Here is a 26,473-nt window from a genome sequence, read left to right as displayed (position 1 = left end):
CGGATGTCTTCTGTAAAGGGTGGGCTTTCTAGTGGATTTGGCAGATTGAACATACAAGATCTGGTAATCCCGCAGACTTTTGACTAAGTTGCCGAAAGTTACAGAAATCATAGATTTAGTGGAATACACAGTGGAAGATTCGCTAGATCTTGTATAAAATAGACCTAACAGGGGTGATAGCTATGTTAGGTATGAGAGAATTGCGCTTTGACAAGCACATTAATAAGGATGTCGTGCTCTGTGTGTCCACGAATCACAGAGCTTCCAGTTCTACGATTGAGGCCTTGAACGAGGATTCCATTTCTTACTCGTTGAATGTAAAGAAGGTACCCTTCTATCGGCGCAAGGAGTATCATGGGGCGTCAACAGTGTGTGTGATTTCTATCAACCGAAATCTTTACCACCAGGCGAGAAGGAGTCTGGAGCGGATAGATCCGATCTATCGGAGAAGATTACAGTTGAATGTAATCTAAGGGGGCCTGCCTGGAGGGATTTTTGCCTGGAGGTGTTTTTGTCCGGCAGATTCCCTGGATGGCGAAATTCTTTTCCTGGAGGGGTTCTTTATCCAACGGAATTCCTTTCCTGTCCGACAGTGCGGATAAGCTGAATATTGTATATTCTAAGGGGCGAGAAGAGATTCTTGGCCCCTTTCGTTATGACAAGAGACCACATGCGCTGCCTGTATTCCGGTTGATTTGAGGGATGAGGGAGATTTGGGAGTGGATTATTGAGGAGAGAAGCATGGAGACGAAGGCTTTATTTTTTGATATCGACGGGACCCTGGTCAATCAGAAGGGCGTTTTTTTGGACTCGGCAAAAAGAGCCCTGAAGCGGGCCAGGGCGAAGGGACATAAGCTTCTTTTGTCTACAGGCCGCAATTTCGCCCAGATCTGCCCGCAGCTGATTGACTTTGGCTTTGACGGCTATGTTTGCGCCGCGGGGGCCTATGTCAAATGCGACGGGAATCTGATTTATCACGAGACGATGAAGGAGGAGGAGCTCAAGCCCCTGACGGATTTCTTTCTGGCCCATGACATCATGGTGGGGCTGCAGGTGGAGGACGGATCTTACGTTACGCCGCGCGGTCTTAAGCAGATCAGAGAGGGTTTTGAGAAGCTGGGCATTTCCAGGGGAAATATGGACTCTGTCCTGGGAGGCGTCCATGTTGTGGATAATTTTGATCGGGTGAAGGGAGTGGAGAAGCTCTTCTACAACTGGGCGGATGTCACAGTCGACGAGCTAGCCGATCAGACCAGCGACTATTTCTCGGTTTTGCCGGCCTCTTTCGCGGATGTCATGGACCAGTACTCCGGGGAGATCACCATCCGGGGAATTACCAAGGCCAGGGGAATGGAACGGGCGCTGGACTACTATGGAATTGACCGGGAGAATTCCGTCGGCTTCGGGGACGCCTTCAATGACCTGGAGATGATGGAATATGCCGGAATTGGCGTGGCTATGGGCAATGCCAGAGACGAGGTGAAAGAGGCGGCTGACTATGTGACGGATCATATTGACCGGGACGGGATTGCAAAGGCCGTGGAGAAGCTGGGACTGGCCTGAGCGCATATTAGAATTGCCCGCCGAAGATCTGTGCCCGGGGAAATACCCGCTGAAGATCCCTGCCGGGGAAAAGTCCTTTAAAGATGACTCAGATCAATGGACCGCGGATTGCAGACGCAAGCCCTTTTGGTTATAGATTCGATAAGGGATTGCTATAGACGGGGACAGGCTGATTCATTGCATTAAAGAGGCAAAAACACTAAGATATGAAGCAATAGCCAAACAGGCAGTGGGCAGAGAGAGGAGAGCGATCTATGGATTATAAGATCGGCGTTATTTCCGGAGACGGAATCGGTCCTGAGATCGTCGCTGAGGCAAAGAAGGTCTTAGATGCCGTCGGGAAGATCTATGGGATTTCCTTCAATTACACAGAGATCCTGATGGGCGGCATTTCCATTGACAAGACGGGGAAGCCTCTGACAGAGGAAGCCATTGCGGACGCGAAAGCCTCAGATGCTGTCCTCATGGGATCCATCGGCGGAAACACAGCGACCAGTCCCTGGTATCAGCTCCCGCCCAGTCTTCGCCCCGAGGCAGGTTTGCTGGCTCTGCGAAAGGCTTTGAAGCTCTTTGCCAACCTTCGCCCGGCCCTGCTCTATCCGCAGTTAAAGGAGGCCTGTCCCCTGCGCGACGAGATTGTCGGAGACGGCTTTGATATGATCATTGTCCGTGAGCTGACCGGGGGTCTCTATTTCGGAGCGAGAAAGACAGAGGAAATTGACGGACGGATCACGGCGACAGACACCCTGACCTACAATGAGGATGAGATCCGCCGCATCGCCAGAAAGGCTTTTGACGTGGCTTCCCGGCGCAGGAAGAAGCTCACATCTGTCGACAAGGCCAATGTGCTCGATTCCTCCAGACTCTGGAGGAAGATTGTAGAGGAAGTGGCCGGGGATTACCCTCAGGTAGCTTATGAGCATATGCTGGTGGATAACGCGGCTATGCAGCTGGTGAAGGATCCGGGGCAGTTCGATGTAATTCTGACGGAGAATATGTTCGGCGATATCCTCTCCGATGAGGCCTCTATGCTGACGGGATCAATTGGGATGTTGGCGTCCGCCAGTCTGAATGAGACCAAGTTCGGTCTCTATGAGCCCTCCGGCGGGTCTGCCCCCGATATTGCCGGCCAGGGGATTGCCAATCCGATTGCCACGATTTTATCCGCGGCGATGATGCTTCGATTCTCTTTGGACCAGGATCGGGCCGCGGACGCCATTGGAGCGGCTGTGGCAGGAACTCTGGAAGAGGGATACCGCACAGCTGATATTATGCCTCAGAGAGAGACCCGGGGAATCCGGCAGGTTTCTACTTGTGAGATGGGAGATTTGATCTGCCAGAGACTGGTGTGAACAAAAGGAGATTGTTATGATCAGCGATAATATGAAAGCAGGCAAGCAGCAGGCTCCGGCTCGCTCTCTTTTAAATGCCCTCGGTTTCACTCCGGAGGAGATCAGAAAACCGCTGATCGGAATTGTCAGCGGCTATAATGAAATCGTTCCCGGTCATATTGATCTGGACAAGATTTCCGACGCCGTCAAGCTGGGAGTCGCGGAGGCCGGCGGCACCCCTGTGGTCTTTCCGGCGATTGCCGTCTGTGACGGCCTGGCTATGGGCCACATCGGCATGAAGTACTCTCTGGTGTCCAGAGATCTGATCGCCGATTCGACCGAGGCGATGGCCATCGCCCACCAGTTTGACGGGCTGGTGATGATTCCAAACTGCGACAAGACCGTTCCGGGGATGCTGATGGCGGCCGCCCGCATCAATATCCCTACGGTTGTCGTATCCGGAGGCCCCATGCTGGCCGGACATGTGAGGGGGGAGAAGACTTCATTATCCTCTATGTTCGAGGCGGTCGGAGCCAACGCGGCGGGAAAGATGGATGATGAGACCCTGGACTGCTTTGAAAACGGGGCCTGCCCCACTTGCGGCTCCTGCTCCGGTATGTACACGGCCAACTCCATGAATTGTCTGACCGAGGCTCTGGGCATGGGACTGCGGGGCAACGGAACCATTCCCGCTGTTTATTCCGAGCGCCGCAAGCTGGCAAAGAGAGCCGGCTATACCGTTATGGATCTGGTCAGAAAGGATGTTCGCCCCAGAGATATTATGACCAGAGATTCCATTTTAAATGCCCTGACTGTCGATATGGCTCTGGGCTGCTCTACCAACTCCATGCTTCATCTGCCGGCGATTGCCCATGAGATCGGCTTTGATTTTGATATCGCCTTTGCCAATCCCATCTCCGAGCAAACTCCCAATCTCTGCCATCTTGCCCCGGCGGGACATCACTATATTGAAGAGCTCAACGAGGCCGGCGGTGTCTATGCCGTCATGCATGAACTGGCCAAAAAGGGTCTGATCCATGAGGACTGTCTGACCGTGTCCGGCAAGACGATCGGCCAGGCAATTGCGGGCGCTGTCAACTTAAATCCTGAGGTGATCCGCCCTGTCGAGAATCCGTATTCCGAGAAGGGGGGGCTTGCGGTTTTGACCGGGAATATGGCCCCGGACGGCTCTGTGGTCAAGAGATCCGCCGTTGCCCCACAGATGATGCGTCACGAGGGGCCGGCCCGTGTCTTCGACTGTGAGGAGGACGCGATCAAGGCCATTAAGGGAGGAAAGATTGTATCGGGAGACGTCGTGGTGATCCGCTACGAGGGCCCAAAGGGGGGGCCGGGAATGCGGGAAATGTTAAATCCAACCTCCGCCATTGCGGGCATGGGTCTGGGTGAGTCGGTCGCCCTGATCACTGACGGCCGTTTCTCCGGGGCCTCCAGAGGGGCTTCTATCGGTCACGTCTCTCCCGAGGCGGCTGTCGGCGGCCCGATTGCTCTGATTGAGGAGGGAGATATCATTGAAATTGATATTCCCGCCATGCGTCTGAACGTCAGAGTCTCTGAGCAGGAGATGGCGGACCGAAAGGCCAACTGGAAGCCGAGAAAGCCCTCTGTTACAACCGGCTACCTGGCTCGCTACGCCGCCATGGTGACTTCAGGAAACCGCGGCGCCGTTCTCGAGATTCCCGGGCGGGAGTGAGGACAGGAGGAGACAGGATGATGCAAATGACAGGATCACAGATATTGATCGAGTGCCTGAAAGAGCAGGGGGTCGATACCGTCTTCGGATACCCGGGCGGGGCGATTTTAAATGTCTATGATGAGCTCTATCGCCACAGGGGTGAGATCCGACATGTTCTGACCAGCCATGAACAGGGAGCTTCACACGCCGCAGACGGCTACGCGCGGGCAACCGGCAGTGTGGGAGTCTGCCTGGCCACGTCCGGGCCGGGCGCGACCAACCTGGTCACGGGAATCGCGACCGCTTATATGGACTCCGTGCCCCTGGTCGCTATCACCTGCAATGTCGGAGTTTCTCTTTTGGGCAAGGATTCCTTCCAGGAGGTGGATATTGCCGGGATTACCATGCCCATCACCAAGCACAATTTTATCGTCAAGGACGTGCACCGGCTGGCCGACACCCTGCGCAGAGCCTTTGCAATTGCAAAGAGCGGACGTCCCGGTCCTGTTCTGGTGGATATCCCCAAGGATGTGACTGCGGCCACAGCGGCCTTTGAGAACAGGCCATTGACTCCGCTGCCCAAAAAGAAAGAGAAGATCAGTCAGGAGAGCCTGGAAAAGGCCGCCCGCATGATTCGGGCCTCCAAGCGTCCCTATATCTTTGTCGGCGGAGGAGCTGTGATCTCGGGAGCGGCGGAGGAACTGGCGACATTTGCCGGACTGGTGGACGCCCCGGTCTGTGACTCTCTGATGGGTAAGGGGGCATTTGACGGAGATGATCCCGCCTACTCCGGCATGCTGGGCATGCATGGAACCAAGGCATCCAACTTCGGCGTCAGTCGGTGCGACCTCTTAATCGCGATCGGGACCCGTTTCTCTGATCGTGTGATCGGAAATCCCAAGGCCTTTGCCAGAGACGCTAAAATTCTCCACATCGATATCGATCCCGCCGAGATCAACAAGAATATTGTGGTCAATGCGGATGTCATTGGGGATGTCAGAGAAGTTCTTATGGCATTGAATCGTCTCCTGGAGCCATGTGAGCACACGGACTGGAAGAGGGAAGTGGAAGAGGCCAAAGAGCGCTTTCCTCTGACCTATGACCGGTCCGAGCTCTCCGGCCCCTATCTGGTCGAGAAGATCTGTGAGAAGACGAAGGGAGACGCTATTATTGTGACGGAAGTGGGACAGCACCAGATGTGGGCGGCCCAGTATTACCGCTTTCATCGCCCGCGCCAGTTTCTGACTTCCGGCGGACTGGGAACGATGGGTTACGGCCTGGGAGCGGCTATCGGAGCGCAGATCGGCTGCCCTGACAAGCAGGTAATCAACATTGCCGGCGACGGCTGCTTCCGCATGAACATGAATGAGATCGCGACGGCTGTGCGGGAACATCTGCCCCTGATCGAGGTCATTGTTGACAACCGCGTTCTGGGCATGGTTCGACAGTGGCAGGATCTCTTTTACGGGAAACGCTACTCCCAGACCATCCTTTCTGACAATATTGATTATGTCAAGCTGGCGGAGGCCATGGGGGCGACAGCCTATGCGGCCTCTACGAAAGAAGAGTTTGATGTCGCGCTCGATGCGGCCCTGGCGGCTAAGGGTCCGGTCCTCATCGACGCCCATATCAACTCCGATTTCAAGGTATGGCCCATGGTTGCGCCCGGGAAGTCGATCTCACAGGCATTCGACAAGAAGGACCTGGACGAGGGATTTGAGATCAAATGAGGGATTGTTTTAATATACCGATCCAGAGAAAGGAAATCAGAATGAGCAGAGTCTATAACTTTTCCGCTGGTCCGGCGGTTCTGCCGGAGGAAGTCTTACGGGAGGCGCAGGAAGAGATGATGGATTACCGCGGCTGCGGCATGTCTGTCATGGAGATGTCACACCGCTCGTCGATGTTTCAGCAGATCATCGACGAGGCGGAGGCGGATTTTCGCTCACTGCTGGGAGTCCCGGATCACTACAAGGTTCTTTTCCTGCAGGGGGGCGCTTCTCAGCAGTTTGCAGCCATCCCCATGAATCTGATGCGGCATAAGAAGGCAGGCTATATTATCACCGGACAGTGGGCCAAAAAGGCGGCTGCCGAGGCCAGGAAGTACGGTCAGGTTGTCGAGCTCGCCTCTTCCGCAGACAAGACCTTCTCCTATATTCCCGATCTCTCCCGGCTCCCCATCACAGAGGATATGGACTATGTCTATATCTGCCAGAACAACACCATTTACGGGACCCGTTATTCGGAACTGCCTGATACCAAGGGGCGTGACCTGGTCAGTGACGTCTCCTCCATGTTCCTGTCTGAACCTGTGGATATTTCAAACTATGCCATCATGTACGGGGGCGTGCAGAAAAACGTAGGTCCGGCCGGTCTTGTCATTGATGTGATCCGTGAGGACCTGATCCGCGAGGACCTGGACGAGGATGTTCCGACCATGCTCCGTTTTGCCACCCAGGCAGCTGCCGGATCTCTCTATAATACTCCAAACTGCTGGGCCATCTACATCTGCGGCAAGGTTTTCAAGTGGCTTAAGAACATGGGCGGCCTTGCTGTCATGAAGCAGAGAAATGAGGAAAAAGCCGCGGTTCTCTACGATTTCCTGGACCGGTCGGAGCTCTTTCGCGGGACGGTCGCCAGGAGGGATCGGTCGATGATGAATGTCCCCTTTGTGACAGGAGATAAAGATCTGGATGCGAAATTTGTCGCCGAGGCCAAAGGGGCGGGTCTGGAGAATCTCAAGGGACACAGGACCGTCGGCGGTATGAGAGCATCCATCTATAACGCCATGCCGAAGGCAGGCGTTGAGAAGCTGGTCGATTTCATGGAAGATTTCGAGAAGAAAAATCGCTGAGTAAGAATTGCCTATATCAGGAAAGGGAGAATCCTATGTATAATTACGCAACCCTGGATCATATTGCAAAGATCGGGACAGACCTCTTCAGCACGGATTACCGGCGCGTTGAGGAGGTTGAGAGAGCGGATGCAATTTTGGTTCGATCTTCCAAGATGCATGAGATGGCCTTTTCCGACCAGCTTCTGGCCATCGCCAGGGCCGGTGCCGGAGTCAACAATATTCCCCTGGATCGCTGCGCCCAAGAGGGAATTGTCGTATTCAATACTCCCGGCGCCAATGCCAACGCGGTCAAGGAGCTGGTGATTGCAGGCATGCTTCTGGCATCCCGTGACATCGTCGGAGGGATCGACTGGGTCAAGGCCAATGCCGCTGATCCGGATATCGGTAAGGCGGCGGAGAAGGTCAAGAAGCAGTTTGCCGGTCGGGAGCTGACAGGCAAGAAGCTGGGCGTCATCGGTCTGGGAGCAATCGGGCAGAGAGTGGCCAATACGGCTCTGCATTTGGGCATGAATGTACTAGGCTATGATCCTTATATCTCTGTCGGCGCTGCCTGGAATCTGTCCAGAAATGTGCAGCACGTCTCCAATGTGGAGGAAATCTACAGAAACTGCGATTATATCACCCTGCACGTGCCCGCTTTGGACTCTACCAAAGGGATGATCTCCAAGGCCGCTGTTCAGCAGATGAAGGAGGGGGCGGTTATCCTAAATTTCGCCAGAGACCTGCTGGTCAATGAGGAAGCCCTTTTAAACGGGATTGACGCCGGGAGAATCAGGGCTTATGTGACTGACTTCGCCAATCCGACTGTCGCCGGCGCCCAGGGCGTGATTGTAACCCCCCATCTGGGCGCGTCCACTGCGGAGGCAGAGGACAACTGCGCCATCATGGCTGTCGAGGAGATTCGCAACTATATTGAGAACGGAAATATCATCAATTCGGTGAACTTCCCTCGCTGCGACATGGGTGAATGCTCGGCAGAAAGCCGTCTGGCCGTCCTGCACAAGAACTCCAAGGGAACTCTGGCGGCCATCACGAGCATTGTTGGCGACGCGGATGTCAACGTGGCCGATATGACCAATAAGTCCAGGGATGTCTATGCCTACACCCTGATGGATCTGGATTCCGCCCTGCCAAAGGACCTGGTCGCAAAAATTGACGCGCTGGAGTCCGTGATCAAGGTGAGGGTGGTCAAGTAGATCGAAAGCTTCACCCGCGCGGAAAAATGAGTGCTCATAAGGGATGTGTCAGAGGCAGTCCTTATGAGCGCTTTTTGGCGTTTACTTTTCTTCGGCTCCTCGTTTTTCCTTCGCTTTTTGGCATTTACATTTTTCCGTTCACATTTTTTCAGGCACTGGCGAAAAGCAATCGCTTTCTTTATACTTAATCTGTGTGTTTTCCGCTCTCTGGAGGTGGATATGAAAAACAAAAAACAAAAATTAACTCTGGCAGCAAGCCTTGTCATGGTGCTTGTCGTCTTTATCGGTGAGTTGATTCTGCAGATGTGGGAGAAGGATAAGGCATGAATATCAGCGAGCTCTTTGCCGGAAATGTCAGCCCTCAGAAGTGGATCAGCGGGCAGATTCCGGGCATTTTGACCTTCTTCTGGTCCGTTGTAATCGCCCTGATTGTCTGGGGACTGGGAGTTAAGCTGTCCGGTCTGATCCGCAGCTTGATCCGCAAGACCATGAAGCGGCAGAATATTGATACGGGGGCGATTCAGTTTATCGACTCCCTTCTCAAGTGGCTGGTCTACCTGGGCCTGGCACTGGTTGTCCTCAGGGTCTTTGGCGTGCAGACGGCTTCCGCGGCCGCAGCGATTGCCTCCTTGGGCGTGACGGCGGGCCTGGCCCTGCAGGGGTCTCTGTCGAATTTTGCGGGCGGGGTCTTGATCCTGCTCCTCCATCCCTTTCGGGTGGGAGACTATATTATTGAGGATACGCACGCAAATGAGGGAACCGTCATCGAGATCACGGTCTTCTACACCAAGCTCAAGTCCTTTGACAATAAGATCATTGTGATTCCCAACGGAACGCTGGCCAATACCTCTCTTACTAACGTGACCCATGCCGATAAGCGGATGATCAACCTGGTCGTAGGTATTTCCTATGAGGACGACATCAAGAGGGCCAAGGACCTGCTCATGCGCCTGATCAAGGAGGAGCCGAGAGCTCTGGACACGGAACCCTATCGGGTTTTTGTATCGGAACTGTCCGATTCCTCCGTGAAGCTGGGCGCCCGCTTCTGGGTTCCCACAGATGAGTACTGGAATGTTCACTGGGCCATGCTGGAGAAGATCAAACTGACCTTTGACGCCGAGGGGATCCGCATTCCCTTCCGGCAGATGGATATCCATATGGATCGGACCTGATCCCAATAAACTTCGCAATCGCCCAGATGGAAATTGCCGGAGATTCAGATTTCAGTCACCGGCGGAGGGATTTGCTGCCGGAGATGCAATCTCAGCTGTCGGCGGAGGGATTTGCTGCCGGAGATGCAATCTCAGCTGTCGGCGGAAGAATTTGCTGCCGGAGATGCAATCTCAGCTGTCGGCGGAAGAATTTGCTGCCGGAGATGCAATCTCAGCTGTCGGCGGAGGGACTTGCTGCCGGAGATGCAATCTCAGCTGTCGGCAGAGAAATTTGCTGTCGGAGATGCAATCTCAGTCGTCGGCCAGGCTGTGGCAAGAGGGAGAAAGCAGAGACTTTTATGACGAAAATCAATGATGCTTATGAGCTTTTAGAGAAGGAAGAACTGGGGGACATCGGCTCAGAAGGGCTGCTCTTGCGCCATAAGAAGTCCGGCGCGACTCTGGTTCTGCTGCAGAATGACGATGACAACAAGGTCTTCTACATCGGCTTCCGGACGCCCCCGGCCGACTCTACGGGCGTCGCCCATATTATCGAGCACTCGGTTCTCTGCGGGTCGGATCGGTATCCGGTCAAGGATCCCTTTGTGGAGCTGGTCAAGGGCTCTTTGAATACCTTTCTCAATGCCATGACCTATCCGGATAAGACGGTCTATCCCGTGGCCTCCTGCAATGACAAGGACTTCGACAACCTGATCGATGTCTACATGGACGCGGTTTTCCATCCGCGCATATACAGCCGGCCGGAGATCTTCATGCAGGAGGGCTGGCACTATGAATTAGAGAACAGAGAGGACCCCATCGAGATCAATGGCGTCGTTTACAATGAGATGAAGGGCGCCTTTTCATCTCCGGATGACGTCTTAGAGCGGCAGGTCATGAACTCCCTTTTCCCGGACACCCCTTACGGAGTTGAATCCGGCGGAGATCCCGCCTGTATCCCGGATCTGACCTATGAGGACTTCCTTGATTTTCACAGGAGATATTACCATCCCTGCAACGCCTATATCTATCTCTACGGTAATTTCGACGCGGAGGACAAGCTGGACTATCTGGATCGTGTCTATCTGAGTCATTATGAGGCGATCGAGCTTGACAGCAGGATTCCCCTTCAGAGACCCTTTGAGCAAATGAGCCGTCTGGAGAAAACCTATCCGATTTCCGCGGAGGAGGATGAGGAGGGCGCCAGCTATCTCTCCTACAATCTGGCAGTTGCTACGGCCCTGGATCCGATGCTCTACCAGGCCTTTAAAATTCTGGACTATGCCCTTTTGAACTCCCCGGGCGCGCCAGTCAAGAAGGCGTTGATCGACGCGGGCATCGGAAAGGATATCTACGGGGGCTATGATTCGGGAACCCTGCAGCCGGTCTTTTCCATTACAGCCAGGGGAGCGAATCCGGGGGACGAGAAAGCATTTCTGGAGATCATCCGCAAGACTCTGACGGATCAGGCAGAGGGAGGAATTGACTCCAGGGCTCTCTACGCAGCCATCAATATGGCTCAGTTTCATTTTCGGGAGGCTGATTATGGCCGTTATCCCAAGGGCCTGATCTGGGGGCTTCAGCTGCTGGACTCCTGGCTCTATGATGAGCGTCAGCCCTTTTTGCACCTGCATGTCAGCGGGGTTCTGGAGGAGCTTCGCGAGAGGGTCAGTCAGGGTTATTTCGAGCAGCTGATCCGGCAGTATCTGCTTGAGAATACCCACGCCTCTCTGGTAAAGCTCGTCCCGGAGAGAGGGCTGGCAAGCCGCAGGAATCAGGCGCTTGCCGGGAAGATGGCCGCTTATAAGGCAGGCCTTTCTGCGGAGGAAATCGAAGCGCTGGTCGAGCAGACCAGGCATTTGCAGGAGTATCAGGAGAGGGAGGATTCGCCGGAGGAGCTCGCGAAGATTCCCATGCTCAAAAGAGAGGACCTGCGCCGCGAGATAGATCCGATCGACTGCCAGGTGAAAAAGAGCGGCAATTTCACAGTCCTGCACCACAATGTGGAGACCAACGGCATTCACTATCTGACGCTGGTCTTTGCCGCCAATCACATTGCCCAGGAGGATCTGGGCTTTCTGTCCTTTTTGACCAGGGTTTTAGGACAGGTGGACACGGAGCGGTATCGCTATACCGATCTGACCAATGCCATCAATCTGACGAGCGGGGGGATCAGCACCAGTATTGAGAACTATCCGGGGAGAGACGGAAGCTATCAGCTGGCTGTTGAGGTCCATGCCAAATTCTTCTACTCCGATATGGATCCTGTCGTCCGGCTGATGGAGGAGCTGATGTTGACCAGCTCCTTCGCTGACAGCAGGCGATTGAAGGAGCTTCTTGACGAGGAGATCCTGCGTATGGAGGCCAGACTCATGAGCTCGGGCCATACGGTTGCGGCCAATCGGGCGGGATCTTACTTTTCCACCGCGGGCAAGGTGTCTGACGAGATCGGCGGGATCGGCTATTACCGTTTCCTAAAGGAGACGGCGGAGGACTTTGATGAAAAGGCAGGTCTGGTAAAGGACAAGCTGGTCAATCTCAAGCATGCCATTTTCCGTCCGGAAAACATGCTGGTGTCCTCTACATCCGATCAGGAGGGAATCAGGCAGGCGGAGGGTTGTCTGCCCCAGATAGAAGAGAGACTCTACCGCGACCATTACTCTTTGCCGAAGGCGGAAAAAATCGTGACTTCGGATCCCAACGAGGCCTTCAAGTCCGCCTCTCAGGTCAACTATGTAGCCAGATGCGGCGATTTTGGCAGGGAGGGCTTTGCCTATCAGGGAGCGATGCGTATCCTGGATACGATCCTGGGCTACGACTATTTCTGGAACAATATCCGGGTCAAGGGCGGGGCCTATGGCTGCATGTCCTCCTTCAGCAGAAATGCCCAGCTGGTCTTCATGTCCTATCGGGATCCCAGGCTGCAGGAGACCAAGGAGGTCTTCGATCAAACGCCTGATTTCCTGCGCGCTTTTGACGCAAATGAGCGGGACATGACCAGGTTTATCATAGGAACCCTGTCAGGGATGGATACTCCGCTGACGCCCTCCATGCGAGGCAGCCGGGGATTGGCCGCCTATATGAGCGGCCTTACGGACCGCGTGCTGCAGAAGGAAAGAGACCAGATCATTCATGCCGGGGCGGAGGATATTCGCAGGCTGGCGGAACCCGTTGAGGCGGCTTTACGCCAGGGTTATATCTGCGTCGTCGGCAATGAGGATGCGATTGAGGCGAAGAGGGAGCTCTTTTCCAGGGTAGAGTCCCTTCTGTGAGAAGGGCAGGAAGGGAATATCCTGATCGGCTCACAGCAGTGTTTTCGCCTGGAGCAGAGTATCAATGGAAAAGAGAGACAGCATGAAAAATCCTGTGACAAAAAGCGGCTTTGTCGCTATGATCGGCCGCCCCAATGTGGGCAAGTCCACCCTGATGAATCAGCTGATCGGGCAGAAGATCGCCATTACATCCAACAAGCCCCAGACCACGCGAAACCGCATTCAGACCGTTTACACGGATCCCGATCGGGGGCAGATTGTATTTTTGGACACCCCCGGAATCCACCAGGCCAAAAATAAGCTGGGTCAGTACATGGTTGGCGTGGCTGAGCGCAGTATGAAGGATGTGGATCTGATCCTTTGGCTGATTGAGCCCGATACCAGGGTGGGCGGGGGCGACCGCCATATTCTAAAGGAGCTTGAGCAGATTCAGATCCCGGTTTTTCTGGTCATCAACAAGATCGACATGGTGAAGAAGGAGAAAATTCTTGCGGTGATCGATACCTATCGGGGGGAGTATGATTTCGATGAGATCCTTCCCGTCTGTGCCAGAAGCGGTGATGGATGCAAAGATCTGATCGAGAGCATTTTCTCGCGACTGCCCCAGGGACCCATGTTTTACGACGAGGATACCGTGACGGATCAGCCCATGCGGCAGATCGCGGCGGAGATCATCCGGGAGAAGGCCCTCTACGCGCTGGACAAGGAGGTGCCCCACGGGATCGCCGTCGCCATGGATGTCATGAAGAGACGTCCCGGCAGGGAGCTGTGGGATATCGAGGCGACCATCATCTGTGAGAGAGAATCCCACAAGGGAATCATCATTGGCAAGAGAGGGGCCATGTTAAAACGGATCGGATCGGATGCCCGCTATGAGCTGGAGCGGATGCTTTCTTCCAAGGTCAATCTCCGCCTCTTTGTCAAGGTCAAGGAGAACTGGAGAGACAGCGACTTCCTCATCAGGAACTTCGGCTATCGCAGAGAAGATGAGCAATGAGTCAGAGTTTGATTGTGACGGGGATGGTGCTGTCCACTATGCCCATCGGGGAATTTGACAAGAGAGTGGTGCTCCTGACCCGGGAGCTGGGGGAGATTTCCGCCTTTGCCCGGGGAGCCAGGCGGCCGCGCAGCCAATTGCTTGCGGCAACAGGCCCCATGGCCTTCGGAACCTTTGAACTGTATGAGGGACTCAATTCCTATACTCTGGCCAGGGCCAGTATTGAGGCCTATTTTCTGGAGATTGCCGAAGATTATGACAAGGTATGTCTGGCCGCCTATTTTCTGGAGATGGCTGAGTACTACGGGATAGAGAACAGCGATGAGTCCCAGCGGCTTCTTTTGCTCTATCAGACCTTAAGAGCCCTTGCTAGCGATAAATTCTCACCCCGCCTTCTTCGGATCATCTACGAGATCCGGACGATGGGGATCAACGGGGAATATCCGGATGTCTTCTCCTGCGCAGCCTGCGGCAGGAAGGAGGGGCTCGCCTATTTTCACATGGGAAGGAGGGCGGTTATCTGCAGCGACTGCCAGCCTGTGGAAGGAGGACGGCCCATTTCTGCGTCGGCCCTCTATGCCTTTCAGTTCATCCTGAGCGCCCCCATGAAGAAGCTCTTCTCCTTTCGCCTGACGGATCCGGTGGAAGAGGAGGTCTGGCAGCTTTTGCGGGAGTATCAGGGGAGATACTTGGAACACAGCTTCAAGGCGGAGGCCTTTCTATCATCCCCAGGGAAGGGCTGAGATGTAAGCCCCCTTTTTCCGCAATCAAGGGACTTATTTTCCCTCCAAAAGATCAATGAAGGCGAATGGAAGACGGCATGGAGGTAAATGGAAGACTGCATGGAGGCGAATGGAAGACGGCATGGAGGTGAATGGAAGACGGCATGGAGACGGATGGCGGTCGGATCGCCCCTTTTCTTGCAATAAAAGGGGCTTGTCCTTATAATGACAGAGATTGTGTGAAGGAAGAAGACAGGTCTGCCAGGCCTGGCTGCCCGGCAAAAGAGTAAGAGGTATCTAGTATGGAAAAGACAATGGAGAAGATTGTTGCTTTGGCCAAGGCGAGAGGTTTCGTCTACCCGGGCTCCGAGATTTACGGCGGTTTAGCCAATACCTGGGATTATGGGAACCTGGGCGTTGAGCTCAAGAATAATGTCAAGCGGGCCTGGTGGCAGAAGTTCATCCAGGAGAGTCCGCAGAACGTCGGCATTGACGGCGCCATCCTCATGAATCCGCAGACCTGGGTTGCCTCCGGTCATCTGGGTTCCTTCTCCGACCCTCTGATGGACTGCAAGGAGTGCCATGAGCGCTTCCGGGCGGACAAGATCATCGAGGATTTCGCCCAGGAGCATCAGATCGTCCTGCCCTCTTCCGTTGACGGCTGGTCCAACAAAGAGATGGAGGACTGGATTCAGGAGCACAATGTTCCCTGTCCCTCCTGCGGCAAGCACAACTTCACGGAGATCCGCCAGTTCAACCTCATGTTCAAGACCTTCCAGGGGGTTACCGAGGATGCCAAGAACACCGTCTATCTGCGCCCGGAGACGGCACAGGGCATTTTTGTCAATTTCAAGAACGTACAGCGAACCTCCCGAAAGAAGATCCCCTTTGGAATCGGACAGATCGGCAAGTCCTTCCGCAATGAGATCACGCCCGGCAACTTCACCTTCCGCACCCGGGAGTTTGAGCAGATGGAGCTGGAGTTCTTCTGCGAGCCCGGCACGGATATGGAGTGGTTCCACTACTGGAGAGGCTTCTGCAGAGACTGGCTCTTGTCTCTTGGTATGAATAAAGACCATATCCGTCTTCGCGACCATGATAAAGAGGAGCTGTCCTTCTACTCCAAGGGGACCACGGATATTGAGTACACCTTCCCCTTTGGCTGGGGAGAGCTCTGGGGAATTGCAGATCGGACAGACTACGATCTGACCCGGCACCAGGAGGTCTCCGGCGCCGATATGTCCTACTTCGACGACGCTAAGAATGAGAAGTATATCCCCTATGTCATTGAGCCCTCTCTGGGCGCAGACCGTGTGGTTCTGGCCTTTCTCTGTGAGGCCTATGACGAGGAGAACATCGGGACCGAGGACAAGCCCGATATGCGCACGGTCCTCCACTTCCATCCGGCACTGGCTCCCGTCAAGGTCGGCGTCCTGCCCCTGTCCAAGAAGCTTGCGGAGGGCGCGACAAAGATCTATGAGCGCCTGTCTAAGAAGTTCAACTGTGAGTATGACGACAGGGGTAATATCGGCAAGCGCTACCGTCGCCAGGATGAGATCGGAACCCCCTTCTGCGTCACCTATGACTTCGATTCTGAGACGGACGGGGCTGTCACTGTCCGTGACCGCGACAGCATGGAGCAGGTTCGTCTGCCCATCGAAGAACTTGAGAAGTATCTGGAAGAGAAAATGGCTTTCTGAAGTGCATGATATATGAGCTCTGTAGGATGTGTACCTGCAGGGCTTTTTATATCCTTGAGATTCGCTTCACACGTTAATTAAACAAAACGGGAAAATTACATATTACACACCGCCCAAAACATGAATGGCATTTATTTCAGAAACTGGACAGAAAAGAGATGGACTGGGAATTTTACAGTGAGTTGGTGGACCATGATCATTGATATTACGAAAGAGTTATTTGTTCTTATATTTATCCTTGGTCTTCTGCCGAGTTGTTTTCTGAAAAAGAGACTGCAATTACAGACAAGATTCTGGGTTATTCTAAGTTTTCTTGTGTATGTGATTTGCCTGGCAAAAATTACTTTGTTTCCTGTTTATTTCTTCCGTGATGAGGACTTGCGCCAGATGAAGGAGGGGGTTGATTCCTATTTTGCTTTCTACCAGCTGATGCCTCTTGCGTCCATACGAAATTATCTGCACGAGGGGGCTTTGGTTCAGCTGATTGGAAATTTTCTGCTCTTATCGCCTCTCTCTGTCTATACTGAAATTTTTACGCGGAGAAAATGGAAAACAGGCAAGAAGATAGCTTTGCTCGCATTCGTGTCTGTTATGATTGAAGCTCTTCAGCTCTTACTTAATGTCGTAAGCGGCTTTCCGGCCAGAACAGCTGATATTGATGATTTTTTCCTGAATACTTCCGGAGCGGTATTGACCCTTGTGATTCTTGTTCTCTTTCGAAAGATGCTTCGAAACCACGAACACTTTAAAGAGGCACTTGACTCCCTCTTCTATGATTGATTTGGCGGTTATGCCCGCCAGGCGGAGTTCTACTGGCGGGCGTGACTGCAGCGCTTGATGTAACCATTCAACGTGCCCTTCCAACATGGTTGAATACGAAAAACTACCATAGACAGGACATGATTATTTGGATCGATTGCGGAAAGAAGTTTCGGAAGTTTTTGATTGTCAATATCTTTGAAATATGTTCTTAAAAAAATACAATTTATATGTTATAATCCACATAGCTGATTAAAGAAAAAGAAGTGTTGTGCAGGTTATTATGAAACGTGTTGAAAGTTATATCAAACAGGATCAATAAGTTCTTGGGCGATATAGAGACTGTCTGGAGGGAGGACACGTTAAAAAGACACTGGGGGCTATCGTTAAGTGGTCAGTTATGAGCACTTTTTTATCTATTGAGGTGATTCTATGAAATGTCCTGCATGTGGCAAGGAGATGGAATCCGGAACCATGAACTATACAGGCGCATGGTGTTTAGGTAGTGTCTGGTGGCAGAAGGAGAGGAGTACAGAGACTGTACGGCTTCATGTATATGGGGATGTGGATTATCCGCTTGGAGATAAGGAAAAATGCAGGGGCTACTACTGCCCGGACTGCGAGATGCTGATCCTTCCCAAGGGGAGCCATGACTATCGGGCAAAATAAGGAAATTGTATTTTTACAGGTACAAGATTGGCAGCGAGGGCAAAAATGGGAGAAATAACTCCCTTTTTGCCCTCATTTTGTACAGATCAGGGTACAGACAATTGACCTTTCGGGTCAGTATGTTATTATTTTACCAGTGCTCAGAGGGGAAACCTCTGGAACATGGAAGTGGCGCTCGGAGGATTGTGAAGAGGGCACTTCAGCAGTTGATTTGTAGGAGGAAAATTCAATGGCAAACAAATGGGTCTACAAGTTTACCGAGGGCCGCGCGTCCATGCGCAACCTCTTGGGCGGTAAGGGCTGTAATCTGGCTGAGATGACTTACATGGGCATGCCCATCCCTCAGGGATTCACCATCACCACCGAGGCTTGCACCGCTTACTATGACAACGGCAAGGGCCTTCCCCAGGAGGTCCTGGATCAGATCGATGAGAACATCGCCTGGCTGGAGGAGATTAACGGCAAGAAGTTCGGTGATCCCAACGATCCCCTTCTGGTATCTGTCCGCTCCGGTGCCCGCGCGTCCATGCCCGGTATGATGGACACGATTCTGAACCTGGGCTTAAATGACATCGCTGTCGAGGGATTCGCCAAGAAGACTAACAATGAGCGCTTCGCCTATGATTCCTATCGCCGTTTCATCCAGATGTATTCTGATGTCGTTATGGAGGTCTCCAAGTCCCTTTTTGAGAAGGAGATTGATGACGTCAAGGCCAAGAAGGGCATCACCTATGATGTTGAGATGGATGTCGATGATCTGAAGGAATTGGTTCGCCGCTTCAAGGGCATTTACAAGAATGCGCTGGGAGAGGACTTCCCCCAGGAGGCCAAAAAGCAGCTGATCGGCGCGGTTTTAGCCGTATTCCGTTCTTGGGATAACCCCCGTGCCATCGTATACCGCCGCATGAACGATATCCCCGGTTCCTGGGGTACTGCCGTGAATGTGCAGACCATGGTATTCGGTAACAAGGGTGAGACCTCCGGTACCGGCGTTGCCTTCACCCGCAATCCCTCTACCGGCGCCAAGGGCATTTTCGGCGAGTACCTGCTCAATGCCCAGGGTGAGGACGTCGTTGCAGGTGTTCGTACACCCCAGCCCATCTCCACACTTGAGAACGCCATGCCCGCAGTCTATAAGCAGTTCATGGAGCTGGCAACCAAGCTGGAGAACCACTTCCATGATATGCAGGATATGGAGTTCACCATCGAGGAGGGCAAGCTCTACTTCCTTCAGACCCGTGACGGCAAGAGAACAGCTCCCGCAGCCATCAAGATCGCCTGTGATCTGGTTGACGAGGGACAGATTGACGAGCAGACCGCAGTAAAGCGCATTGACGCCAAGTCCCTGGATCAGCTCCTGCATCCCTCTTTCGATGCGGAGGCTCTGAAGGCAGGACAGGTGATTGGTACAGCTCTTCCCGCTTCTCCCGGTGCTGCCGCAGGTAAGGTTGTCTTCGACGCGGACGAGGCCAAGGCACAGGGAATCGGCGGCGCAGGTGAGAGAGTCATCCTGGTTCGTCTTGAGACTTCTCCTGAGGATATCGAGGGAATGCATGCCGCTCAGGGTATCCTGACGGTTCGTGGCGGTATGACCTCACATGCAGCTGTCGTTGCCCGCGGAATGGGCACCTGCTGTGTATCCGGCTGCGGTGATATTGTCATCGATGAGGAGGCCAAGGTATTCACCTTGGGCGGAGAGACCTTCCATGAGGGAGATTACATTTCTCTCGATGGTACAACCGGTAAGATCTACAAGGGTGATATCGCTACCAAGGAGGCTGAGATCGGCGGAGACTTCGGCCGCGTGATGGCCTGGGCTGACAAGTACCGCAAGCTGAAGGTTCGCACCAATGCCGATACGCCCGCAGATGCGGCCAAGGCCCGTGAGCTGGGTGCCGAGGGTATCGGCCTCTGCCGTACCGAGCACATGTTCTTCGCTGAGGACAGGATCGCTGCCTTCCGCGAGATGATCTGCTCCGACACCGTTGAGGAGAGAGAGAAGGCTCTTGAGAAGATCGAGCCTTACCAGCAGGGCGATTTCGAGAAGCTCTATGAGGCTATGGAGGGCAATCCGGTGACCATCCGTTTCCTGGATCCCCCTCTTCATGAGTTCGTGCCCAACACCGAGGAAGAGATCAAGAAGCTGGCTGATACCCAGGGCAAGAGCGTACAGCAGATCAAGGATATCATTGCCGGTCTCAAGGAATTCAACCCCATGATGGGTCACAGAGGACTTCGTCTGGCCATTACCTATCCCGAGATTGCCCGCATGCAGACGACTGCCGTTATCCGTGCGGCCATCAAGGTAGCCAAGGCGCATCCCGACTGGAATCTTGTACCTGAGATCATGATTCCCCTCTCTTGCGATGAGAAGGAGCTGGCATTTGTCCGCAACATCGTTGTAGAGACCGCTGACAAGGAGATCGCGGCCGCAGGAGCTGACCTCAAGTATGAAGTCGGCACCATGATTGAGATCCCCAGAGCTGCTCTGACAGCAGACAAGATTGCCAACCAGGCGGAGTTCTTCTGCTTCGGAACCAATGACCTGACCCAGATGACCTACGGTTTCTCCCGTGATGATGCCGGCAAGTTCCTGGATTCCTATTACAGCAACAAGATCTTCGAGTCTGATCCCTTTGCCAAGCTGGATCAGGTCGGCGTCGGCAAGCTGATGGAGATGGCTGTCGATCTCGGCAAGAAGTCCAGACCTCAGCTCCATGCGGGTATCTGCGGCGAGCACGGCGGTGATCCCTCATCCATCGAGTTCTGCCACAGGATCGGTCTTGACTATGTGTCTTGCTCACCTTTCCGTGTGCCCATCGCCCGTCTGGCAGCAGCACAGGCCGCTCTGAAGGATTGAGCCGATCGTCGGTCTGCTGAGCCGCGCGTAAGAGTATAATGGATTTTCATGGGGTCATACCTTTCCTCGGAAGGGTATGGCCTTTTTTAGGAAAAGTTTCGAAAATAGCTCTGTATCTTTTCGGACAAAACCTGTAAGCTTATATCTTAGGAAACAGGTGCTATTTATGGATATAATTACTGAAATCAAAACAATTGCCAAAGAGGATCCCGGCCGCCCCGCTTTTGTCTTCCGAAGAGAACAGATCAGTTACGGAGAACTCTGGGAGAGAGGCTGTCGCCTTGCCCTTCGCCTTATCGGGGAGGAACTGGATCCCAAGCAGCCGATCCCGGTCTATGGGCATAAGAGTGCCTGGATGCCGGTCTGCTTTTTGGCCTGCTCCCTGTCCGGTCATACCTATGTGCCGATGGACGTGAATATGCCGGACGGCCGCATCGCCGATATCATACATGCCGTGGCAAGCCCCCTTGTCCTTGCGGCAGAAGAACTGGCAGAGTTCAGAGGGGTTCATCAGATGGACCGGCGCATGCTGGAAGAGATCTGTCTTAAGGAGGCTGTGTCGGCGGAGGAGACCGAATTTTTGCCGGGCCTGGCAGATGACGACATTCACTATATGATTTTTACTTCCGGATCGACGGGAAAGCCCAAGGGCGTCAAGGTGACGCATGCCAATCTGAATGCTTACCTGAGCTGGTCGCCCGGTCTGGTGGAGGGCAGACGGGGGATTTTTCTGAACCAGGCTCCCTTCTCCTTTGACTTGTCGGTGATGGACACATACACTGGGTTGGCAACCGGTTCCACCATTGCCTGCCTGGATCGGGATCTGATCAGAGATGTGACTGCAGCTGTGGAGTTCATTCGAAAAAATGGAGTGAATTACTGGGTGTCAACGCCTTCCTTCGCGGATTTGGCTATGGGAGAACCCTGCTTTGACGCAAAACATCTTTCCGGAATCAGTCATTTCCTCTTCTGCGGAGAGCCCCTGACACCGCGAACCGTTTGCAGCTTGCGCGAACGCTTTCCGGATGCCCATATCATCAATACCTATGGGCCGACGGAGACCACGGTCTGTGTGACGGCGACGGAGATTACGGATGACATCTTAAAGACAGAAAGTCTGCTTCCTGTCGGATATGCTAAAGACAAAACAGAGATTTATGCCGTAGATACGGAGGGAAAGCGCCTGCCCGAGGGGCAGGTCGGAGAACTGATCATCAATGGTGATACCGTCGCTGCCGGTTACTATCGGAATGAGAAACAGACCAGGGATCATTTCTTTTTGGACGAAAAGGGGATTGCTTCCTATCGGACCGGAGACATGGGCTATGTGAGAGAAGACGGTATGGTCTATTGCTCCGGCCGCGCCGACGGACAGGTGAAGCTGCATGGCTATCGGATTGAGCTTGGCGATATCGAGAAGAATCTCTTGACCCTGGACGGGGTAGATGGGGCTGTGGTATTGCCAAAGATGAGAGATGGGGTGGTCCACAGTCTGGCGGCACTTGTTCTTCAGAAGGAGGGCTGGGACAGCTCCTATGCCAGACGCAAGTATATTCGTCAGAGCCTGGGAGAGCGGATCCCCTCTTATATGGTCCCCAAGAAGGTGGTCCTGGTGAATTCTTTCCCGATGACCATGAACGGTAAACTGGATAAAAAAGCGCTGGAGGAGCTGATCTGATGTCATTATTCGTTGATCAAAGTTTCTTCCTCTCCCTGATTGCCCTGTCCCTGCCGGCATTGATCCTGGGCTATCTGGAAAAACCAATCGCCCCATATGGGAGTCTGGTCTCCCTGATCTACGTCTATCTGGCCATGGGCAAAAAACCGGGAGCTCTGGCATTTCTGGCCCTTTTTCTGGCCATCGGTTATGCACTGGATCGGGGATATCTGGCTGTGCGTATGCGCTGGGGAAGAAAGACCTGGCTGTATCGTATCTTCCTTTTTGCTTCGATTCTGCCTTTGGCACTCTATAAGTTCTCTCTGGCGGTCAACTGGCAGCTACACCTCTTTGGCTTCCTGGGCCTGTCCTATATGACTTTTAAATCGACACAGATCATCATTCAGACCTATGACGGTTCGATTGATCGGGTGAGCTTATGGGACTTCCTCTATATGAACCTCTTCTTTCCGGTGTTGACTTCGGGTCCCATTGATCGGAGTCAGCGTTTTAGCGGAGATATGCACCGGGTTCTTCCGAGAGAGGATTATATGGATCTGGCGGGGAGAGGTCTGCAGAAGATCCTTCTGGGAGCAATCTATAAATTTGCCCTGGGAGCCGCTTTCTATCATCTCTATACCAATTTCGGAATGAAGACGGATCCCAAGCATATCCTGGTCTACTTCTATGGTTACGGCTTCTATCTCTTCTTTGATTTCGCAGGCTACTCTCTCATGGCGGTGGGAGCCTCCTACCTCTTTGGTATAGAGACCCCGGAGAATTTTAAAGCTCCCTTCCGAAGCCTTGATATTATTGAGTTCTGGGATCGCTGGCACATCAGTCTTTCGCACTGGTTTCGAGATTTTGTCTTCTCCCGTATCTCCATGGGTCTGATGAAGACAAAGAAATTCAAGAATCGCCTGACTGTGGCAGGCATTGCCTTTTTCATCAATATGGGGATCATGGGGGTCTGGCACGGGACAAGTCCTCAGTATCTGATCTATGGTCTCTATCATGGTTTGCTCCTGACGCTGACGGAAGTTTTCCATAAGAAGTCTAAGTTCTACAAGAAGCACAGGAAAGAAAAATGGTTCAAATTTCTCTCCTGGGGGATTACTTTTCACCTGGTCTTCTTCGGCTTCTTCATCTTCTCGGGGAGATTTATGGACTTGATTAAGTTAAAATAGGATTTGAGATGGAGGACTGCATGGAAAGACTTTGACGGTGCGTGTATTCCATCATTGGGTTTGGCCGTATGAGGAGTGTCTGTATGGGAGAGCACTCCAAAGACAGAAGTTACGGGGAATAGAAAGCAGGTAAGAAATGGAAGAAAAATTACTGGAGATTCTGGCAGAGATCTGTGAGGACGAGGTGGTCATGGAAGACCCGGATATCAATCTTGATGAAGAGGGACTGATCGACTCCCTGGGCTACATGGAACTTCTGGTGGAAATCGAAGAGGCCTTCGGTGTGGTCATCGCTCCTGCGGAGTACAGCAGAGAGGAGATGGACACCCCGGCCAAGATTATCGCTGTCGTTAAATCAAAGATGGAGCAGGCATGAGACGAATCCAGGCATTTTTGATGGCGCTGATCCTCTTTGTCTTCTTTCTGGCCGGCTTTCATCTGACGATGAGCCGGATCAGCCTGCGGGGAGGCGATGGGTTTCGCTTTTTCTACAGCGATTTGCGCAATAAGTCGCTGGCCGCTCTGACAGATAATATGGATGAGGATACCATGCCCATCTTCGGTTCTTCCGAACTGGGAACCTGGATCGAGGAGCCTTATCATATCAGCCATATGTTTGCCAGACAGCAGGTGGATTCCATGACAGTTGGACATCCGATGGTGCAGTCTTTGCAGGATGCGATCAGCCTGGCGGCCATTGATGGGAGCAGATCCCCCAAAAAGGTCACGCTTTTGGCTTCTCCAACCTGGTTCTACGGAGATGGGGTCGCTTCAACGGCCTTTAAGCAGCATTTTTCCGACACGGCCTATCTGGCCATGTTGAAGAATGACCGCCTTTCCGCCGAAACCAGGCAGAAGATCATCAACCGGGTTATGGTGCTGGCATCTTCGGACATCGCTTTCTCAAACCGGATCAAGGCCTATCAGCGGGCTTATGCCACGGAGGATGCATCTGCCACGGAGCGGTTGACAGCAGATCTGCTGGCAGCGAACCGGGGAGACCGGGAGAATTTTGCCGCAGCGGTACTGAAGCTGAAGAATGCGAATAAGGTGGCCAAAAATATTGAGCCGACAGAGGCGACCGTTCATTCCTATCAGTCAGAGGATGGCAGTGTCGATTGGGAGAAGATGAAGGCGGATGCAATCAGTGAAACCGCATCTCAATCGGATAATCCCCTCTATGTGAAGAATGAGTCCTGGAAGAACCTGTATCAGAAGAGCTATCAGGCGGGAACTCAGATCCATAAGGGTGAACAGTGGACCTCGGCCAAGGAGAAGGGGGATTTGGAACTTTTCCTGCAGGTGGCAAAGGAGCTGGGGATTCAAACGCAGGTGATCATTCTGCCCATCAGCGGTTATTGGTATGACGCGACCGGGATGCCGCAAGCCAACCGGGAATCTGCCTATCAGGCAATTGCAAAGAGCGCAGCTGCTTATGGAGTCAGGTGTGTAGACTTGAGCAAGCATGAGTACACGCCCTATTTCCTGGCAGATGCCTATCACCCCTGGTCTCTTGGATGGGTATATATCAATGAGGCAATCTATGATTTTTATAAAAATTAAGAAGATATTGACGGACCGTAAATTCTGGAAGTACACAGGAAGCTATCTGGCCCTGATGATTGTGCTGTATCTTTTGTTGATTCTCAGCAGCGGTCTGGCCAAGCCTGGATTCACATACGCGGCATTCTGACCCACGAGCCGGAAATGCTATACAATTTGGAAGACCAAAAACTGTGTACTATTTTTAGCAAAAGAGAGAGAATGGGAGAAGGATATGACTACTAATCCTCACAGAGCCTGCGTTCTGTTATGGGCCTATCCCTCAGAAAAAGGATGAAAATCAGAGGGAACTGGATATATTAGACAATTTAGACAGGGAGAAATTGTATATTATTTTGCGCGGAAGAGAAATGGGGAGGCAAAGCAAACATAGAAAGAGAAGATTTTTAGATGTTATGCATAAAAAATGCGAATAAAAACTGTTGACAATGCATAAGCCAAGATGTAAGATACTATTGTTCCGGAGAACAAGACGGGACAGAAAGAAGCAATATCCCCGGTTGTGGCAGTTCCCCTTTCTTTCATGACAATACCCCCTTTTCATAGAGATTTCTTCCGCAACCAATTTTGAATACCCCCCTTTTCGACAGCAGATTTCACAATCGGCTGTCATTTTTTTTGTCAAAAAATGCAGAGGGCAGTCAGATCTTCGGATGGTACAATGTAGGAAACGAATATTTGAGATAATGTTTCTGGATGAGGGAAAAATGGATAGGAAAGCGGTAAGAAGTAAAATTCTGACAGGAAGTTTGAAAGTACTCAAGGAAAAAGGAGCCAGATTTACCATGGATGATCTGGCCAGGTGCCTGTCTATGAGCAAGAAGACCATTTATAAGGTCTTCTCGGATAAGGAGGCCATACTGACGGACCTGGTCGATAATGTCTTTGACCAGGTCGCCAAGGATCAGAAGATTATTTTAGATGACAGGGATCTGTCTGTTGTGGACAAGCTCAGAGGAATTCTCTGTGTGCTGCCGGTTGAGGCCAGGGGGATTAACTTTGCGGAACTCTTTCGCTTCCGGGAAAAGTATCCGAGGCCATATCAGCGCATGGAAAGCCGCATAGAGAGCAACTGGGAGCCCACCTTTGAGCTGATCCAAAGGGGGATAGAAGAGAGGCAGCTTCGGCCCGTGAATCCCAGTGTAATCAAGGTGATTTATGAGTCCACAATCGAGCGCCTGCTCTATGGGGACAGGGCGGCTGAGATGGAGCTGGACTATAATGAGGCTCTTGAAGAGGTCGCAAACCTGATCATTGATGGGATTAGGAACTGAGAAGAAGAGCCAGAAGCTGAGA

The 26,473-nt window shown here is 52.8% G+C and carries 21 protein-coding genes; all 21 read left to right on the top strand.

All coding sequences use genetic code 11. The features are described from left to right. Positions 1 to 182 precede the first annotated feature (182 nt). The 21 genes from GCWU000342_RS02330 to GCWU000342_RS02225 all read left to right on the top strand — a co-directional run bounded on the left by GCWU000342_RS02330 (position 183) and on the right by GCWU000342_RS02225 (position 26,451). On the top strand, positions 183 to 473 hold the full coding sequence (locus tag GCWU000342_RS02330; protein WP_006905602.1) for a hypothetical protein: 291 nt from the start codon (positions 183 to 185) through the stop codon (positions 471 to 473). 268 nt (positions 474 to 741) lie between these two features. After that, the gene (locus GCWU000342_RS02320; RefSeq protein WP_045000164.1) at positions 742 to 1,563 is read left to right on the top strand and encodes an HAD family hydrolase; all 822 of its coding nucleotides are present in this window, start codon (positions 742 to 744) and stop codon (positions 1,561 to 1,563) included. Between the two features lie 254 nt (positions 1,564 to 1,817). Further along, the gene (leuB, locus tag GCWU000342_RS02315) at positions 1,818 to 2,915 is read left to right on the top strand and encodes a 3-isopropylmalate dehydrogenase (RefSeq protein WP_006905600.1); all 1,098 of its coding nucleotides are present in this window, start codon (positions 1,818 to 1,820) and stop codon (positions 2,913 to 2,915) included. A gap of 16 nt (positions 2,916 to 2,931) precedes the next feature. Then, positions 2,932 to 4,605 (top strand): dihydroxy-acid dehydratase, encoded by a 1,674-nt coding sequence (gene ilvD / locus GCWU000342_RS02310; RefSeq protein ID WP_006905599.1) that lies wholly within the window; start codon positions 2,932 to 2,934, stop codon positions 4,603 to 4,605. Between the two features lie 20 nt (positions 4,606 to 4,625). Next, entirely contained in the window at positions 4,626 to 6,317 is a 1,692-nt protein-coding gene (gene ilvB / locus GCWU000342_RS02305; RefSeq protein WP_045000574.1) for a biosynthetic-type acetolactate synthase large subunit, read from the top strand. A 41-nt stretch (positions 6,318 to 6,358) separates the two neighbouring features. Then, positions 6,359 to 7,441: a 3-phosphoserine/phosphohydroxythreonine transaminase gene (gene serC / locus GCWU000342_RS02300; protein WP_045000162.1), complete on the top strand. Its 1,083-nt coding sequence runs from the start codon at positions 6,359 to 6,361 to the stop codon at positions 7,439 to 7,441. Positions 7,442 to 7,476: 35 nt separating this feature from the next. Then, entirely contained in the window at positions 7,477 to 8,640 is a 1,164-nt protein-coding gene (locus GCWU000342_RS02295) for a 3-phosphoglycerate dehydrogenase family protein (protein ID WP_006905596.1), read from the top strand. 323 nt (positions 8,641 to 8,963) lie between these two features. Next, a complete protein-coding gene (locus GCWU000342_RS02285; protein WP_006905594.1) occupies positions 8,964 to 9,812 on the top strand; it encodes a mechanosensitive ion channel family protein in 849 nt (282 codons plus the stop codon). Positions 9,813 to 10,150: 338 nt separating this feature from the next. After that, positions 10,151 to 13,063, top strand: coding sequence for an insulinase family protein (locus GCWU000342_RS02280; RefSeq protein ID WP_045000572.1), 2,913 nt, complete (start codon positions 10,151 to 10,153; stop codon positions 13,061 to 13,063). Between the two features lie 64 nt (positions 13,064 to 13,127). Next, positions 13,128 to 14,060 carry a GTPase Era gene (gene era / locus GCWU000342_RS02275; RefSeq protein ID WP_006905592.1) on the top strand — a complete coding sequence of 311 codons (933 nt, stop codon included), beginning with the start codon at positions 13,128 to 13,130 and terminating at the stop codon, positions 14,058 to 14,060. Continuing rightward, complete coding sequence (gene recO, locus GCWU000342_RS02270) at positions 14,057 to 14,803, top strand: DNA repair protein RecO (RefSeq protein ID WP_006905591.1); 747 nt, start codon at positions 14,057 to 14,059, stop codon at positions 14,801 to 14,803. Before era ends, recO begins: the two co-directional genes overlap by 4 nt. A 281-nt stretch (positions 14,804 to 15,084) precedes the next feature. Beyond that, on the top strand, positions 15,085 to 16,482 hold the full coding sequence (locus GCWU000342_RS02265; protein ID WP_006905590.1) for a glycine--tRNA ligase: 1,398 nt from the start codon (positions 15,085 to 15,087) through the stop codon (positions 16,480 to 16,482). Between the two features lie 120 nt (positions 16,483 to 16,602). Then, entirely contained in the window at positions 16,603 to 17,262 is a 660-nt protein-coding gene (locus tag GCWU000342_RS02260; RefSeq protein ID WP_006905589.1) for a VanZ family protein, read from the top strand. A 411-nt stretch (positions 17,263 to 17,673) separates the two neighbouring features. After that, positions 17,674 to 17,910 (top strand): PF20097 family protein, encoded by a 237-nt coding sequence (locus tag GCWU000342_RS02255; RefSeq protein ID WP_045000153.1) that lies wholly within the window; start codon positions 17,674 to 17,676, stop codon positions 17,908 to 17,910. A gap of 229 nt (positions 17,911 to 18,139) precedes the next feature. Then, a complete protein-coding gene (gene ppdK / locus GCWU000342_RS02250; protein ID WP_006905587.1) occupies positions 18,140 to 20,770 on the top strand; it encodes a pyruvate, phosphate dikinase in 2,631 nt (876 codons plus the stop codon). A 166-nt stretch (positions 20,771 to 20,936) separates the two neighbouring features. Beyond that, complete coding sequence (gene dltA, locus GCWU000342_RS02245; protein WP_045000151.1) at positions 20,937 to 22,448, top strand: D-alanine--poly(phosphoribitol) ligase subunit DltA; 1,512 nt, start codon at positions 20,937 to 20,939, stop codon at positions 22,446 to 22,448. Continuing rightward, on the top strand, positions 22,448 to 23,614 hold the full coding sequence (gene dltB / locus GCWU000342_RS02240; protein ID WP_006905585.1) for a D-alanyl-lipoteichoic acid biosynthesis protein DltB: 1,167 nt from the start codon (positions 22,448 to 22,450) through the stop codon (positions 23,612 to 23,614). The genes dltA and dltB overlap by 1 nt, the downstream gene beginning before the upstream one ends. Before the next feature lie 136 nt (positions 23,615 to 23,750). Then, positions 23,751 to 23,990, top strand: a complete 240-nt coding sequence (gene dltC / locus GCWU000342_RS02235) for a D-alanine--poly(phosphoribitol) ligase subunit 2 (protein WP_006905584.1) — start codon at positions 23,751 to 23,753, stop codon at positions 23,988 to 23,990. Continuing rightward, a complete protein-coding gene (dltD, locus tag GCWU000342_RS02230; RefSeq protein ID WP_006905583.1) occupies positions 23,987 to 25,177 on the top strand; it encodes a D-alanyl-lipoteichoic acid biosynthesis protein DltD in 1,191 nt (396 codons plus the stop codon). Before dltC ends, dltD begins: the two co-directional genes overlap by 4 nt. Beyond that, positions 25,158 to 25,307, top strand: a complete 150-nt coding sequence (locus tag GCWU000342_RS10410) for a hypothetical protein (RefSeq protein WP_006905582.1) — start codon at positions 25,158 to 25,160, stop codon at positions 25,305 to 25,307. The genes dltD and GCWU000342_RS10410 overlap by 20 nt, the downstream gene beginning before the upstream one ends. 577 nt (positions 25,308 to 25,884) lie before the next feature. Next, positions 25,885 to 26,451, top strand: a complete 567-nt coding sequence (locus GCWU000342_RS02225) for a TetR/AcrR family transcriptional regulator (protein WP_045000571.1) — start codon at positions 25,885 to 25,887, stop codon at positions 26,449 to 26,451. The last annotated feature ends 22 nt before the right edge of the window (positions 26,452 to 26,473 follow it).

It is taken from the genome of Shuttleworthella satelles DSM 14600 (assembly GCF_000160115.1).
GTDB classification, from domain to species: Bacteria; Bacillota; Clostridia; order Lachnospirales; family Lachnospiraceae; genus Shuttleworthia; species Shuttleworthia satelles.
The sequence above is the reverse complement of the archived record's forward strand: the minus strand, read 5'-3'. Positions and strand labels throughout refer to the sequence as shown.

Coding starts and splice junctions, on each gene's coding strand:
- GCWU000342_RS02330 (WP_006905602.1), top strand. CDS start 183: ATGTTAGGTATGAGAGAATTGCGCTTTGACAAGCACATTAATAAGGAT.
- GCWU000342_RS02320 (WP_045000164.1), top strand. CDS start 742: ATGGAGACGAAGGCTTTATTTTTTGATATCGACGGGACCCTGGTCAAT.
- leuB (WP_006905600.1), top strand. CDS start 1,818: ATGGATTATAAGATCGGCGTTATTTCCGGAGACGGAATCGGTCCTGAG.
- ilvD (WP_006905599.1), top strand. CDS start 2,932: ATGATCAGCGATAATATGAAAGCAGGCAAGCAGCAGGCTCCGGCTCGC.
- ilvB (WP_045000574.1), top strand. CDS start 4,626: ATGCAAATGACAGGATCACAGATATTGATCGAGTGCCTGAAAGAGCAG.
- serC (WP_045000162.1), top strand. CDS start 6,359: ATGAGCAGAGTCTATAACTTTTCCGCTGGTCCGGCGGTTCTGCCGGAG.
- GCWU000342_RS02295 (WP_006905596.1), top strand. CDS start 7,477: ATGTATAATTACGCAACCCTGGATCATATTGCAAAGATCGGGACAGAC.
- GCWU000342_RS02285 (WP_006905594.1), top strand. CDS start 8,964: ATGAATATCAGCGAGCTCTTTGCCGGAAATGTCAGCCCTCAGAAGTGG.
- GCWU000342_RS02280 (WP_045000572.1), top strand. CDS start 10,151: ATGACGAAAATCAATGATGCTTATGAGCTTTTAGAGAAGGAAGAACTG.
- era (WP_006905592.1), top strand. CDS start 13,128: ATGGAAAAGAGAGACAGCATGAAAAATCCTGTGACAAAAAGCGGCTTT.
- recO (WP_006905591.1), top strand. CDS start 14,057: ATGAGTCAGAGTTTGATTGTGACGGGGATGGTGCTGTCCACTATGCCC.
- GCWU000342_RS02265 (WP_006905590.1), top strand. CDS start 15,085: ATGGAAAAGACAATGGAGAAGATTGTTGCTTTGGCCAAGGCGAGAGGT.
- GCWU000342_RS02260 (WP_006905589.1), top strand. CDS start 16,603: ATGAATGGCATTTATTTCAGAAACTGGACAGAAAAGAGATGGACTGGG.
- GCWU000342_RS02255 (WP_045000153.1), top strand. CDS start 17,674: ATGAAATGTCCTGCATGTGGCAAGGAGATGGAATCCGGAACCATGAAC.
- ppdK (WP_006905587.1), top strand. CDS start 18,140: ATGGCAAACAAATGGGTCTACAAGTTTACCGAGGGCCGCGCGTCCATG.
- dltA (WP_045000151.1), top strand. CDS start 20,937: ATGGATATAATTACTGAAATCAAAACAATTGCCAAAGAGGATCCCGGC.
- dltB (WP_006905585.1), top strand. CDS start 22,448: ATGTCATTATTCGTTGATCAAAGTTTCTTCCTCTCCCTGATTGCCCTG.
- dltC (WP_006905584.1), top strand. CDS start 23,751: ATGGAAGAAAAATTACTGGAGATTCTGGCAGAGATCTGTGAGGACGAG.
- dltD (WP_006905583.1), top strand. CDS start 23,987: ATGAGACGAATCCAGGCATTTTTGATGGCGCTGATCCTCTTTGTCTTC.
- GCWU000342_RS10410 (WP_006905582.1), top strand. CDS start 25,158: ATGATTTTTATAAAAATTAAGAAGATATTGACGGACCGTAAATTCTGG.
- GCWU000342_RS02225 (WP_045000571.1), top strand. CDS start 25,885: ATGGATAGGAAAGCGGTAAGAAGTAAAATTCTGACAGGAAGTTTGAAA.